We start from the raw sequence: 12,335 nt of genomic DNA, 5'->3' as shown, positions 1-12,335 counted from the left end.
GAAGCACTTTCGCAGGCGTGTCGAAGGACACAGATCCATTCAGGCATACCGGGAACCGGGCCGCAGCGCCGTCTACTGGAGCCGTGCCATCAGGGCGTGCTCGACAAGCGTGATGAGCGCGCTCTTGGCCTCGCTGCGGTGCCGGGCGTCGGTGGTGATGATGGGCGTCCCGGGACCGATCTGGAGCGCCTCACGCACCTCGTCCGGCGTGTAGGGCTGGTACCCCTCGAAGCCGTTGAGGGCGACGACGAACGGCAGCCCGCTGTTCTCGAAGTAGTCGACCGCGGGGAAGCAGTCGGCCAGGCGGCGGGTGTCGACCAGCACCACCGCGCCGATCGCGCCGCGGACCAGGTCGTCCCACATGAACCAGAAGCGGTCCTGACCGGGCGTACCGAAGAGGTACAGGATCAGGTCCTGGTCCAGCGTGATCCGGCCGAAGTCCATCGCCACGGTCGTCGTGGTCTTGTCCTGGACGTGGCTGAGGTCGTCGATCCCCGCCGACGCGGAGGTCATCACGGCCTCCGTACGCAGCGGATTGATCTCCGAGACGGCCCCGACGAACGTGGTCTTGCCCACGCCGAAGCCGCCCGCCACCACGATCTTCGCCGAGGTCGTGGCGCGGGCCGCGCTCTGGCCGGAGCTCGGGTCAGAGCTTGCGAAGTCCACTGAGCACCCTCTCCAGCAGGGTCACGTCCGGCGTGCCACCCGCCTCACCGCTGCCACCGGGCTGATGGATCGCCACCATGCCCGCCTCCGCCAGGTCCGCCACCAGGATCCGTGCCACACCCAGCGGGATGTGCAGCAGCGCGGAGACCTCCGCCACCGACTTCACTTCACGGCACAGGGTGCAGATCCGCTGGTGCTCGGGCAGCAGCCCGGGCAGTTGGGAGGGGTCGGCCGTGGTGCTGACCAGCGCCTCGATGGCGAGCTGGTAGCGCGGCCGGGTCCGGCCTCCGGTCATTGCGTAAGGGCGCACCAGCGGTTGATCACCTTCGCTCCCGTACGGCGCTTGGCTATACGCGCCGTACGGGCCGGAAGTGGCGGGTGGCGGGGTCATGGGTCCTCCGAGGGCGGACAACTGACTGTCGTCGGGTTGGGCCGGTGGGGGGTGCGGCACAGGGTGGGTGGATTGCTGGACGGGGGCGCTGCGGACGCCTCAGTTCAGCAGGCTGCCCTGCAGTTCGGCGCGCAGATCGGGCGTCAGCACGGTGCCCGCGCGGTCGACCAGCAGAGCCATCTCGTAGCCGACGAGGCCGATGTCGCACTCGGGGTGCGCGAGTACGGCCAGCGACGAACCGTCGGAGACGGACATGATGAAGAGGAAGCCACGCTCCATCTCCACCACGGTTTGGTTCACGGTCCCGCCCTCGAAGATCCGGGACGCGCCCGAGGTCAGCGAGGTCAGCCCGGAGGCCACCGCTGCCAACTGGTCGGCACGGTCGCGTGGGAAGCCCTCGGACATCGCGAGGAGCAGCCCGTCCGCGGAGACCACCACCGTGTGGGACACCCCGGGGGTGTTGTCCACGAAGTTGGTGATCAACCAGTTCAGGTTCTGCGCCGCCTGGCTCATCGGACTCAAACTTAACGCTCCTGCTGGTGAGTGGGGTCAACAATGCCGTGGTTGCCGGTGGAGGAAGTCCCTCCGGCCTGCCGGCCTTGCTGGATACCCCGGCGGAGATTGGTCAGCCGCCCGCGCACGTCACTGGGCGCACGCGAGACCTGCGGACCGGTCTGGGGGGACTGCTGCTGCTGTGCGGTACCCGCGACGAGGTTCGCGCGGGGCACACGGCGGGGCAGTCCGGAAGTGGTGATGCCGCCCGCGGCGGGCTGACGGATCTGCTCCGCCTGCCGCCAGGTCTCGTCATTGGGCGAGCTGCGCCACTCGGACGGGGCGTCGCCGGGCGCGCTCTGCGCTCCGCCGCGGGAGCCGCCCGGGGCGGGGTTCTCCTGCGCGGCGCCGCGGCGCGGCATCAGCGGAGCGTCGGCGGCGCCGTCCGACTGCGGCGGCACGCCGGCGGCGGCGGACGCCGGGTGGTTGAACCAGTTCGATTCGATGGTGTCGAAGATCGGCGTACGGCCGTCACCGGGGGCGGTCGTGCCGGTCTCGCCGAGCTCGTCGCGACCCTGCGGCTGCTGCACCGGGAGCCGGCCCGTCTCGTACGGGTCCGCCTCGCGGTCCGGCCGCGGGAACCCGCCGGTGTCGTCCCGCCGTCCCCCGCCGTCGGTCCGGCTGTCGGGCCGCGGGAACTGGCCCGTGGTCTCGAACTGACCGGTGGTCTCGTACTGTCCGGTCGTCTCGAACTGGCCGGTCTCGTACGGGTCCGCCTCGCGCTCACCCGGGCCGCCGGGCGCACCGGCGCCCGGCCGCTCCGGCTCGCCGCCGGGCAGCGCGATGTTGCCGCCGCCGCGGGTGTTCGGACGCGTGGGGAACTGCGTGGGCCCGGCCGGGCCGCGCCCGTCCTGCGAGCCCTCCGCGCCGGGCGGCGGGCCGTTGAAGTCGGGGCGGGCGAACGCGGTGGTGTCACCGGGGCCGCCGGACGCGGGCCGGCCGAAGCCGCCGGTGGTCTCCGGCTCCTCGTGGCCGCGCGGCAGGTCCTGCGCCTCGCGGGGCGCCAGCGGCCAGTCGTCGTCGGCGCCGCGCTCGCGGCGCGCGCCCCAGCTCGTGGTCGTGGGCTGCCGGCCGTCCTGGCCGCCGGACGCGCCGGAACCGCCGGGCAGTTCGGCCGCGGGACCGCGCGGCGGCAGCTGCGGCCGCTCCTCGCGCCGGGGCGCGCCGGTCGGCGGAGCGACGGTGGGGGACTGGCCGACGGGCGGCTGTCCGCCGTCGCCGCGGCTGGGCAGCGACGGCAACGCGCCACCGGGCTGACCGGAAGCCCCACGGCCGTCACCCGGCGCGGGCGTGCCGGGCGCATTCGTACGACGGGCCGCGGCGGCGCCACCGAAGGCGTTCGCCGCACCGCCGCCACCGGAGCCGCCGCGTCCGGGCAGCGCGGGTCGCCCGGCGGCCGAGGGGCCCGCGCCGACCTGGCCGCGCGGCTGGAGCCCGGCGAGCCGGCTGGAGGGCGAGCCGCCGACGTCACCGGCGCCGCTCTTGGCGGTGCTCGGCGCCGGCTTCTTGCCGCCCTGCGCCACATCGACGGGAAGCATGACCAGCGCGGTGGTGCCACCGGAGTCGGAGGGCCGCAGCTGGATACGGATGCCGTGCCGCAGCGATAGGCGGCCGACCACGAACAGACCCATCCGGCGGGACACCGAGACATCCACGGTCGGCGGGCTGGCCAGCCGCTCGTTGATCGCCGACAGGTCCTCGGGGGAGAGGCCGATACCGGTGTCGTGGATCTCGACCAGCACCCGGCCGTCGGGCAGCGCGTGGCCGGTGACCTTGACCTTGGTCTGCGGGGAGGAGAACGAGGTGGCGTTCTCCAGCAGCTCGGCGAGCAGGTGGACGAGGTCGTTGACGACCCGGCCGGCAACCTCGGTCTGCGGTACGGCGTTCAGCTCGATGCGCTCGTACTGCTCCACCTCGGAGGCGGCGGCACGCAGAACGTCGACCAGCGGCACCGGACGCGTCCACCGGCGCCCCGGCTCCTCACCCGCGAGGACCAGGAGGTTCTCACCGTTACGGCGCATACGGGTGGCGAGGTGGTCGAGCTTGAAGAGCGAGGACAGCTGGTCCGGGTCGGCCTCGCGGGACTCCAGTTCGGAGATCAGCGACAGCTGACGCTGGATCAGACCCTGCGAACGGCGCGAGAGGTTGGTGAACATCGCGTTGACGTTGCCCCGCAGCAGCGCCTGCTCGGAGGCGAGACGGACCGCCTCACGGTGCACGTCGTCGAAGGCCGCGGCCACCCGGCCGATCTCGTCCCGGCTGTGCACACCGACCGACTCGACGGAGGTGTCCACGTCCTGCGGGTCGGCCTCGGACAGCTGCTTGACCAGCTCGGGCAGCCGGTCCTGGGCGACCCGCTGCGCGGTGTCCTGCAGCCGGTGCAGCGAGCGGACCATGGACCGGGCCACGACGAACGCGCCGACCAGCGAGACACCGAGGACGAGCAGGATCAGCGCACCGTTGAGGATCGCGTCCTGGGTCGCCTCGTCACGCAGCTCGCGCGACTTCTGCTCCATCTCGTGCAGCAGCGACGTCTCGATCCGCGACATCTCGGCGATCTTGACCGAGTCGGAGTCGTACCAGTCGAGGTACTTGTACTCCTGGGTGCGGATACCGCTGCCGGAGGCGAAGGCGCGGTCCGCGAAGTTGGTCGCTTCCTTGATCTGGTCGTTGTTGCCGTCCAGACCGCGGGTCAGTTCGCTGGCGGCGGCCTGCGGCGTGTAGATCTGCGAGAAACGGGACCGGGCGGCCTTTTCGTTGCCCTCGGCGGTACGGCCGGCCTGCCGGTCGTTGGACGAGAGCTGGGGGCCGCCCTTGTGCGCGAGGCCGGCGCTGACCAGGGCGCGCTGCATCGACGCGTACTCCTTGGCCGACGAGAAAGCCGCCAGGGCACGGGTGGACCTGATCATCTCCGTGTTGCTGGTCGCCTGCGCCATGTCCTGGGAGAGCGACAGCAGCGAGCTGATCAGCTCGTTGTAATCGGAGACCGTCCGCGCGACGTTGTCGTCGTCCTGGTACGCCTTGGCGCGGATCTCGTTGAGTCCGGTGAGCTGGCGCCCGATCTCCAGGATGGTCGCCCGGACACCGGTCATCGCGGGGTCCTGGGGCTGGATGTCCCCGGTGGCCTGGTCGAACGAGAGCTTGGCGCGGTCGGTCGCCTCGCGCGGCGCCACGACATTGGCGTCGTCCTTGGCGTTGCCGCTGCCGGCCAGCGGGCCGGCGGACTTGTCCCGCTCGACCTGGAGCGCGTCGGCGAGCTCGGTCGCCTGCCGCGTCATCTCGGTGAGCAGCTGCATCTTGTCGAGCGCGTCGATGTTGTCCAGCTGCGTGTCGATGCGCATTCCGCCGAGGGTGGTCGCGGCGACCACGGGAAGCGCCAGCAGGGAGACCAGACGGGTGCTGATGCGCCAGTTGCGCAGCGATATTCGCGACCCGGGGCCGGTTGTGCTCTTGGGAGGGGCGGACTTGCCGCTTACTGCGGCGTCACCGCCCTTCGCCAGGCCGCCCCGGTCGGACGGCGCACCGTTGCTCTGGGCAGGCTGGGGCGTGGAGGCGCGGTCGGTCCCGCCGCGCAGCTCCGGGTCCGCCGCAGCGCTGCCATCCCTCTTGAAACGTCCCTGCACTAGCGTCGCAACCTCTGGACCAGGCGCCCCTCCGCGTGAACGGCGGGACGGTGTCGAGTCGTAGGGGACCGCAAGTCCCCCATGGCGGTCGTGAGTGACCGGCGGGCTGCCCCCTCTGGCCGAGAGAGCGGCACCACCGCGCGGCGCCACCTTGCGCCCTGCGCGCCGGCTGAAACGTGCGGCGGTCCGTGGAATTCCAGCACAGTGCAGGATCTCCAACAAGAGCGGAGCCGGTCGCTGTGACATGGGTGACGCAATGTACGGGTCGCGTGACGACCCGTAGAGGATTCTGTGCCCAATAACGGACTTTTACCCGCGTTTCACTTGCCCGGAGGCGCTGTCCCAGGTGCGGTGATCGGGAGCGGAACATGCGCTTCAATCCGTCAATGTCCGATTCGCCCTGGGATGTTGATCAAGTGAATTGCGGCATTTGTCGGCCCCTTCGTGAGCAAACTCACAGGAAGATCGTCGACTTCTCCAGCGCATCGCAGGGAATAGCGCGCTTAGCCTGACGCTTTACACGGTGGCCCGATATGACAAGGGCACGGAACAAGGCAGCAACGACAGGGTGACCGGGCGCAACCCCTTCCCCCTGCCTTTCCCTTGTTCTCCACAAAACGATCACACCCACAACAACCACATCGCGAGGCATGAAGCAGTGAAGACGACGATGATGTTCCGCAACATAGCCAACCCGCGGCGCACCACCCTCGCGCACCTCAAGGACGCCGACGAGCTCGCCACCGCACCGGCCCCGGAGCACACCGTCGAACTGCCCGCCCACACGGCCAACCCCCGCCGCACCGTCCTGATGGACGCGCCCGTGCAGGACGTACCGGCGTAATCAAGGTCGCGGGACGGCCGCGCCCCCGCGATAGCCTGGAGTGTCAACTCCGGCCAGTGATCAATGAGGGGCAGCGGCAACCCGTGCGCATCGCCAGATTCTCCATCGACGGAAACGTCGGCTTCGGCGTGGTCGAGGGCAACGAACTCGACGTCATCAAGGGACATCCCTTCGCCGAATTCGAGCGCTCGGGGCAGAAGGTCCCGCTGGACAAGATCCGGCTCCTGCCGCCCACCCTGCCCAACAAGGTCGTCGCGATCGGCCGCAACTACGCCGAGCACGCCGCCGAGCTGGGCAACGACGTCCCCGACGTCCCGGTCACCTTCTTCAAGCCCTCCACCTCCGTGGTCGGCCCCGGCGACCCCATCGCCTACCCCTCCTTCTCCCAGGAGGTGCACCACGAGGCGGAGCTCGCCGTCGTCATCGGCCGGATGTGCCGCGAGGTGCCCCGCGAGCGCGTCAAGGACGTCATCCTCGGCTACACCTGCGCCAACGACGTCACCGCGCGCGATGTCCAGCAGCGCGAGAAGCAGTGGGCCCGCGCCAAGGGCTTCGACAGCTCCTGCCCCCTCGGCCCCTGGATCGAGACCGAACTCGACCCCAGCGATCTGACCATCCAGTGCACCGTCAACGGCGAACAGCGCCAGCTCGGCCGCACCAGCCAGATGGTCCGTCCGATCGAGGACCTGATCGTCCACATCACCGAGGCGATGACGCTGCTTCCCGGCGACGTCGTCCTCACGGGCACCCCGGCCGGGGTCGGCCCGCTCAACGTCGGCGACGAGGTCGCCGTCACCATCGAAGGCATCGGCACTCTCACCAACAAGGTGATCAAGCGTGGCTAACGCGACCCCCGGCACCCCCGTCCGCGTACGTTTCTGTCCCTCCCCGACCGGCAATCCCCACGTGGGCCTGGTCCGTACCGCCCTGTTCAACTGGGCCTACGCCCGGCACAACGAGGGCACCCTGGTCTTCCGCATCGAGGACACGGACGCCGCCCGCGACTCCGAGGAGTCCTACGGGCAGCTCCTGGACTCCATGCGCTGGCTGGGCTTCGACTGGGACGAGGGCCCCGAGATCGGCGGCCCCCACACCCCGTACCGCCAGTCGCAGCGCATGGACATCTACAAGGACGTCGCGCACAAGCTCATCGACGGCGGCTACGCCTACCCCTGCTACTGCACCACCGAGGAGCTGGACGTCCGCCGCGAGGCCGCCCGCGCCGCCGGCAAGCCCTCCGGCTACGACGGCCACTGCCGCGACCTCACGGACGAGCAGAAGCAGGCGTACGAGGCCGAGGACCGCAGCCACATCGTCCGCTTCCGGATGCCGGACGAGGCGACCACCTTCACGGACCTGGTCCGCGGCGAGATCACTGTCCAGGCGGAGAACGTCACCGACTACGGCATCGTCCGCGCCAACGGCGCCCCGCTGTACACGCTCGTCAACCCGGTCGACGACGCCCTGATGGAGATCACCCACGTCCTGCGCGGCGAGGACCTGCTCTCCTCCACCCCGCGCCAGATCGCCCTCTACAAGGCGCTGATCGAACTCGGCATCGCGAAGTCGATCCCCGCGTTCGGCCACCTCCCGTACGTCATGGGCGAGGGCAACAAGAAGCTCTCCAAGCGCGACCCGCAGGCGTCCCTGAACCTCTACCGCGAGCGCGGCTTCCTGCCCGAGGGCCTGCTCAACTACCTCTCCCTGCTCGGCTGGTCCTTCTCCGCCGACCAGGACGTCTTCTCCATCGAGGACATGGTCGCGAAGTTCGACCTCGCGGACGTCAACGCCAACCCGGCCCGCTTCGACCTGAAGAAGGCCGAGGCGATCAACGCCGACCACATCCGCATGCTGGACGAGAAGGCCTTCGTCGAGGCCTGCGCACCCTGGCTGAAGGCCCCGCACGCCAACTGGGCCCCCGAGGACTTCGACGAGGCGGCCTGGCAGGCCATCGCCCCGCACGCCCAGTCCCGCCTCAAGGTCCTCTCCGAGATCACCGACAACGTCGACTTCCTCTTCCTGAAGGAGCCGGTCGAGGACGAGGCCTCCTGGACGAAGGCGATGAAGGGCGACCCGGTGGCCCTCCTGACCACCGCCCGCGCCAAGCTCGCCGGCGCCGACTGGACGTCCGGCCCCGAACCCCTCAAGGAGGCCGTCCTGGCCGCCGGCGAGGAGCACGGCCTCAAGCTCGGCAAGGCCCAGGCCCCGGTCCGCGTGGCCGTCACCGGCCGCACGGTCGGCCTGCCGCTCTTCGAGTCCCTGGAGATCCTGGGCAAGGAGCGCACCATCGCCCGCATCGACGCGGCGCTGGCCAAGCTGGCCGTTTGATCCCGTACGAGTGACCCGGGCCCGGAAGCCGATACGGCTTCCGGGCCCGCGCCGTATCCAGGAGCGGACTACAACCTGGAAGGTGGGGACAATGACCGTGTTAGAGGCAGAGACAAGAGGAGGTCTGACCGTGACCGCACTCGCCGACCGGCCGCACATGCAGCTGAGCGAATTCGAAGAGCTGGCTCGTCTCGCCGCCCGCACTGCTGAGGGGCTGCATCTGGAATTCATCGATGGAAGGCTGGGGATCAAGGCAGTGCCGGACGGGGACCACGACGAGATCGTCATGTGGCTTCAGCATCTGTGCATGCAGCACCGACCCGAACTGGGCCTCTATGCCGAGAGAGGTCTCGTGATCCGTGCCTGCCGCGAGGGCCGTGCCCGTCCCGACGGAACGCTTGCGCCGCGTGGCTCCTTCTCGGGCCAGCCGGAGTGGGCCGATCCCGAGCCCGTCCTGATGGCTGTCGAGGTCACCTCGTACGACCGTGACACTGACCGTCGGGACCGCCAGGAAAAGCCTCAGGCGTACGCGGCGACCGGCATCCCGGTCTACCTGCTGATCGACCGCGACACGTGCGAGGTCACCGTCTTCTCGAAGCCCGACGGCGATCACTACGACCAGGCCGTCACGGTGCGGTTCGGCACGCCGGTCGAGATCCCAGCACCTGTCGGCCTCAAGCTCGACACCGAGCCGCTGAAGGACTGGGTGAACTGAAACCGGTGCCCCTCCACGCCGTCCTCTGGGACCTAGACGACACCCTCTTCGACTACACCGGCTCCGACCGCGCCGGCGCCCTGCGCCACCTGGAGGCCGAAGGGCTGTTGGCGGCCTACGGCGGCGAGGAGGCGGCGCTCAGGCGCTGGCGCGAGGCCATGGAGACCGAGTTCGCCCGGTTCCTCGCCGGTGAGGTGGGGTTTCTCGATCACCGCAGGGCGCGGGTGCGGACGTTCCTCCGGGTCGCGCTGTCCGATGAGGAGGCGGACGCCTGGTTCGGGCGGTACGTGGCGCACTACGAAGCCGCCTGGGCGCTCTTCCCGGACTCCGTGCCCGCCCTGGAGGCGCTGGCGCCGCTGGTGCGGCAGGCGGTGCTGTCCAACTCCGGGACCGCGAACCAGGAGCGCAAGCTGGACGCCCTGGGGATCCGTACGTACTTCGAAGCGGTGCTGTGCGCCGATGAGCTGGGACACGCCAAACCCGCCCCGGAGGCGTTCGCCGGGGCCTGTGCGGCGCTCGGCCTGCCGCCCGGGGAGGTGGCCTATGTCGGCGACCGGCTGGACATCGACGCGCAGGGCGCCCGGGACGCCGGTCTGACGGCCGTCTGGCTGGACCGTACGGACACCGGCGAGGAGCCGCCGCCGGGCGTGTGGCGCATCGCGAGCCTCGCCGAGCTCCCCGAGCTGTTGCGCGGAGTTATCGGTTTTGGTGCGCCGTCCACGATCAGGTAATGTTCTTCCTGCGCCGCCCGAGAGGGCCGAAAGGTCCGGCCGGGAGCGCAAGTCAAAATAAAACCCCCTACGGGGGGTTGCGCTTTGATGGCCTATGGTGTAATTGGCAGCACGACTGATTCTGGTTCAGTTAGTCTAGGTTCGAGTCCTGGTAGGCCAGCTCGCAGAGCTTATCTGCAACGCCCCCGTTGTGTAGCGGCCTAGCACGCCGCCCTCTCAAGGCGGTAGCGCCGGTTCGAATCCGGTCGGGGGTACAGATCCTTTCACTCCGTCTCCTTCGGGTCGCTCCCGGATGCGGCGACGTTGAGGATCGCTAGGGCCCCCGTTGTGTAGCGGCCTAGCACGCCGCCCTCTCAAGGCGGTAGCGCCGGTTCGAATCCGGTCGGGGGTACTGGTCTAAACCACCATGGGCTATGGTGTAATTGGCAGCACGAGTGATTCTGGTTCATTTAGTCTAGGTTCGAGTCCTGGTAGCCCAGCGCAGCGTGTCCTCGCGACAGGCTCAACTGCAAGAAAACTTGCCCCCGTTGTGTAGCGGCCTAGCACGCCGCCCTCTCAAGGCGGTAGCGCCGGTTCGAATCCGGTCGGGGGTACAGATGAGAAGGCCCCCCGCGTCATGCGGGGGGCCTTCTCGCGTTCAATCCCCGGCGTCGAAGCGCCTGTTGGACTCCTCCGCCTCGGCCGGCCGGCGCAGGCTGAGCGGCCCCGGCTCGTACGGCACCGTGAAGGCCGCGGCCGCCCCCCTCCGCTCCTCCGCCGCCTCGAACTCCTCGACCGGATCCAGGTCCACGACGGCGAGTTGTTCCGCATGCCGCGCGTACGGCGGCGGATGCGCGGTGTCGCGGGCGTGACCGAGGCGGCGCTGGGCCGCGGTGGCGTTCGCTCGGCTCCGCCGGTCACCCATCCCGTGCGCCTTTCCTCTTGCGTTCCTCATTGGGGAGTGTCACTATCCAAATATGGATAGCTGGACTATCCAGTGGGCTCGTGTGACGAAGGGGGCTGTCATGAGTGGCAAGCCGGTGCAGGGGCGGATGACGGCGGACGGTGACGGGGAGGTGGTGGTCTTTCTCGTCGGGATGCGGGTCAACAGCTGGTGGGCGGTGCGTAGTTGGTTGCCGGTGCTCCTGGCGATGCCAAGGATGATCAAGGAGCAGGCGCGGGACCGGACCCGGGGGATGCTCGGCTACCGGGTGCTGCCGGGACTGCGGAATTTCACGGTGCTGCAGTACTGGGAGTCGAAGGAGAAGCTGCTGGCCTACGCCGGTGACCAGGACGGGGAGCACCGGCCGGCCTGGGCGGCGTACAACCGGCGGGCGTGGGCGGGCCGGGGCGGGGTCGGCATCTGGCACGAGACCTATGTCGTCCCGGCGGGCTCGTACGAAAGCGTCTACGTCGGTATGCCGCCGTACGGGCTGGGGGCGGCCCGTGGTGTGGTGCCCGTCGGGCGCCGTGGGGAGCGGGCCGCGGAGCGACTGGGGGTCTGAGCGGCACCCCGCGGCGGGGCGGGTCGGGGCGGGAGCCGTTGCCGGTTGCGGTGGTGGGGGTGTGGGGTGGCCCCGCACGGGAGGATCCGTGCGGGGCCGCCTTTTCCGGTGTCGTCAGCCGTTGCGCCGCAGGCCCTCGGAGAGGCGCGCGGCCGCGTCGATGACCGCCTGGGCGTGCATCCGGCCCGGGTGGCGGGTCAGCCGCTCGATGGGGCCGGAGACGGAGACAGCGGCCACCACGCGGTTGGAGGGGCCGCGTACGGGCGCGGAGACGGAGGCCACGCCGGGCTCGCGCTCGCCGATCGACTGGGCCCAGCCGCGGCGTCGTACGCCGGACAGGGCGGTGGCCGTGAAGCGGGCGCCCTGCAGGCCGCGGTGCAGCCGCTCGGGCTCTTCCCAGGCCATCAGGATCTGGGCGGCCGAGCCGGCCTTCATCGGGAGGGTGGAGCCGACCGGGACGGTGTCCCGCAGTCCGGACAGCCGTTCCGCCGCCGCCACGCAGATGCGCATATCGCCCTGTCGGCGATAGAGCTGGGCGCTCTCGCCCGTCACATCGCGCAGGTGGGTGAGTACCGGTCCGGCCGTGGCCAGCAGGCGGTCCTCGCCGGCCGCCGCGGCCAGCTCGGAGAGCCTGGGGCCCAGGATGAACCGGCCCTGCATGTCCCTCGCCACCATCCGGTGGTGTTCCAGAGCCACGGCCAGCCGGTGGGCCGTGGGTCGTGCAAGCCCTGTCGCCGCGACCAGCCCGGCGAGGGTGGCCGGACCGGACTCCAGAGCGCTCAATACGAGAGCCGCCTTGTCGAGAACGCCGACGCCGCTAGAGTTGTCCATGAAACGATACTCGCGTCTCACACTGTGAAACGCAAGTTCAATTTTCCAGGGAAGTCGTCAATCTGTAGATGTGGCCCTCGACCAGGGCCCGGCGTCAGGCCCGCCAAGGGGATATCTGCGGGCACCCGCGCACAGACGAGTAAGGCCGGCACAGCGGCCGGCCGGAGGGA

Annotated in this window: 12 protein-coding genes and 5 tRNA genes; 11 read left to right on the top strand and 6 right to left on the bottom strand. The window is 70.1% G+C overall.

The features are described 5' to 3' along the window. Positions 1-72: 72 nt before the first annotated feature. The 4 genes from ACIRPT_RS30185 to ACIRPT_RS30170 all read right to left on the bottom strand — a co-directional run bounded on the left by ACIRPT_RS30185 (position 73) and on the right by ACIRPT_RS30170 (position 5,232). Entirely contained in the window at positions 73-666 is a 594-nt protein-coding gene (locus ACIRPT_RS30185; protein WP_403502079.1) for a GTP-binding protein, read from the bottom strand. After that, positions 647-1,057 carry a DUF742 domain-containing protein gene (locus ACIRPT_RS30180; protein ID WP_046925829.1) on the bottom strand — a complete coding sequence of 137 codons (411 nt, stop codon included), beginning with the start codon at positions 1,055-1,057 and terminating at the stop codon, positions 647-649. Before ACIRPT_RS30180 ends, ACIRPT_RS30185 begins: the two co-directional genes overlap by 20 nt. 99 nt (positions 1,058-1,156) lie before the next feature. Beyond that, on the bottom strand, positions 1,157-1,570 hold the full coding sequence (locus ACIRPT_RS30175; RefSeq protein WP_039632486.1) for a roadblock/LC7 domain-containing protein: 414 nt from the start codon (positions 1,568-1,570) through the stop codon (positions 1,157-1,159). A gap of 11 nt (positions 1,571-1,581) precedes the next feature. Beyond that, entirely contained in the window at positions 1,582-5,232 is a 3,651-nt protein-coding gene (locus ACIRPT_RS30170) for a nitrate- and nitrite sensing domain-containing protein (RefSeq protein ID WP_403832720.1), read from the bottom strand. 658 nt (positions 5,233-5,890) lie between these two features. On the opposite strand from ACIRPT_RS30170, the gene ACIRPT_RS30165 reads away from it, so the two are divergent. The 10 genes from ACIRPT_RS30165 (at position 5,891) to ACIRPT_RS30120 (ending at position 10,443) form a co-directional block, all read left to right on the top strand. Next, positions 5,891-6,076 (top strand): hypothetical protein, encoded by a 186-nt coding sequence (locus tag ACIRPT_RS30165; protein WP_403502084.1) that lies wholly within the window; start codon positions 5,891-5,893, stop codon positions 6,074-6,076. 83 nt (positions 6,077-6,159) lie between these two features. After that, positions 6,160-6,921, top strand: coding sequence for a fumarylacetoacetate hydrolase family protein (locus ACIRPT_RS30160; protein ID WP_403502087.1), 762 nt, complete (start codon positions 6,160-6,162; stop codon positions 6,919-6,921). Then, positions 6,914-8,404 (top strand): glutamate--tRNA ligase, encoded by a 1,491-nt coding sequence (gene gltX, locus ACIRPT_RS30155; RefSeq protein WP_403832716.1) that lies wholly within the window; start codon positions 6,914-6,916, stop codon positions 8,402-8,404. The genes ACIRPT_RS30160 and gltX overlap by 8 nt, the downstream gene beginning before the upstream one ends. A gap of 130 nt (positions 8,405-8,534) precedes the next feature. Further along, positions 8,535-9,119 carry a Uma2 family endonuclease gene (locus ACIRPT_RS30150; RefSeq protein WP_403832713.1) on the top strand — a complete coding sequence of 195 codons (585 nt, stop codon included), beginning with the start codon at positions 8,535-8,537 and terminating at the stop codon, positions 9,117-9,119. A 5-nt stretch (positions 9,120-9,124) separates the two neighbouring features. Then, the gene (locus ACIRPT_RS30145; RefSeq protein WP_403832710.1) at positions 9,125-9,850 is read left to right on the top strand and encodes an HAD family hydrolase; all 726 of its coding nucleotides are present in this window, start codon (positions 9,125-9,127) and stop codon (positions 9,848-9,850) included. Between the two features lie 88 nt (positions 9,851-9,938). Continuing rightward, a tRNA-Gln gene (locus ACIRPT_RS30140) sits at positions 9,939-10,010 on the top strand. Positions 10,011-10,031: 21 nt separating this feature from the next. Beyond that, positions 10,032-10,104, top strand: a tRNA-Glu gene (locus tag ACIRPT_RS30135). A gap of 64 nt (positions 10,105-10,168) precedes the next feature. After that, positions 10,169-10,241 (top strand) — tRNA-Glu (locus tag ACIRPT_RS30130). Between the two features lie 16 nt (positions 10,242-10,257). After that, positions 10,258-10,329 (top strand) — tRNA-Gln (locus ACIRPT_RS30125). Between the two features lie 41 nt (positions 10,330-10,370). Then, positions 10,371-10,443 (top strand) — tRNA-Glu (locus ACIRPT_RS30120). A gap of 44 nt (positions 10,444-10,487) precedes the next feature. On the opposite strand, the gene ACIRPT_RS30115 is transcribed toward ACIRPT_RS30120, so the two are convergent. Continuing rightward, on the bottom strand, positions 10,488-10,754 hold the full coding sequence (locus ACIRPT_RS30115) for a hypothetical protein (protein ID WP_403832708.1): 267 nt from the start codon (positions 10,752-10,754) through the stop codon (positions 10,488-10,490). 100 nt (positions 10,755-10,854) lie between these two features. On the opposite strand from ACIRPT_RS30115, the gene ACIRPT_RS30110 reads away from it, so the two are divergent. Next, entirely contained in the window at positions 10,855-11,334 is a 480-nt protein-coding gene (locus tag ACIRPT_RS30110; protein WP_403832706.1) for a DUF4188 domain-containing protein, read from the top strand. A gap of 114 nt (positions 11,335-11,448) precedes the next feature. On the opposite strand, the gene ndgR is transcribed toward ACIRPT_RS30110, so the two are convergent. After that, a complete protein-coding gene (gene ndgR / locus ACIRPT_RS30105) occupies positions 11,449-12,165 on the bottom strand; it encodes an IclR family transcriptional regulator NdgR (RefSeq protein ID WP_030414225.1) in 717 nt (238 codons plus the stop codon). Positions 12,166-12,335: the final 170 nt, after the last annotated feature.

The sequence above is a fragment of the Streptomyces sp. NPDC101227 genome (genome assembly GCF_044767545.1).
Classification (GTDB): domain Bacteria; phylum Actinomycetota; class Actinomycetes; order Streptomycetales; family Streptomycetaceae; genus Streptomyces.
The sequence above is the reverse complement of the archived record's forward strand: the minus strand, read 5'-3'. Positions and strand labels throughout refer to the sequence as shown.

Coding starts and splice junctions, on each gene's coding strand:
- ACIRPT_RS30180 (WP_046925829.1), bottom strand. CDS start 1,057: ATGACCCCGCCACCCGCCACTTCCGGCCCGTACGGCGCGTATAGCCAA.
- ACIRPT_RS30175 (WP_039632486.1), bottom strand. CDS start 1,570: ATGAGCCAGGCGGCGCAGAACCTGAACTGGTTGATCACCAACTTCGTG.
- ACIRPT_RS30115 (WP_403832708.1), bottom strand. CDS start 10,754: ATGGGTGACCGGCGGAGCCGAGCGAACGCCACCGCGGCCCAGCGCCGC.
- ACIRPT_RS30110 (WP_403832706.1), top strand. CDS start 10,855: ATGAGTGGCAAGCCGGTGCAGGGGCGGATGACGGCGGACGGTGACGGG.
- ndgR (WP_030414225.1), bottom strand. CDS start 12,165: ATGGACAACTCTAGCGGCGTCGGCGTTCTCGACAAGGCGGCTCTCGTA.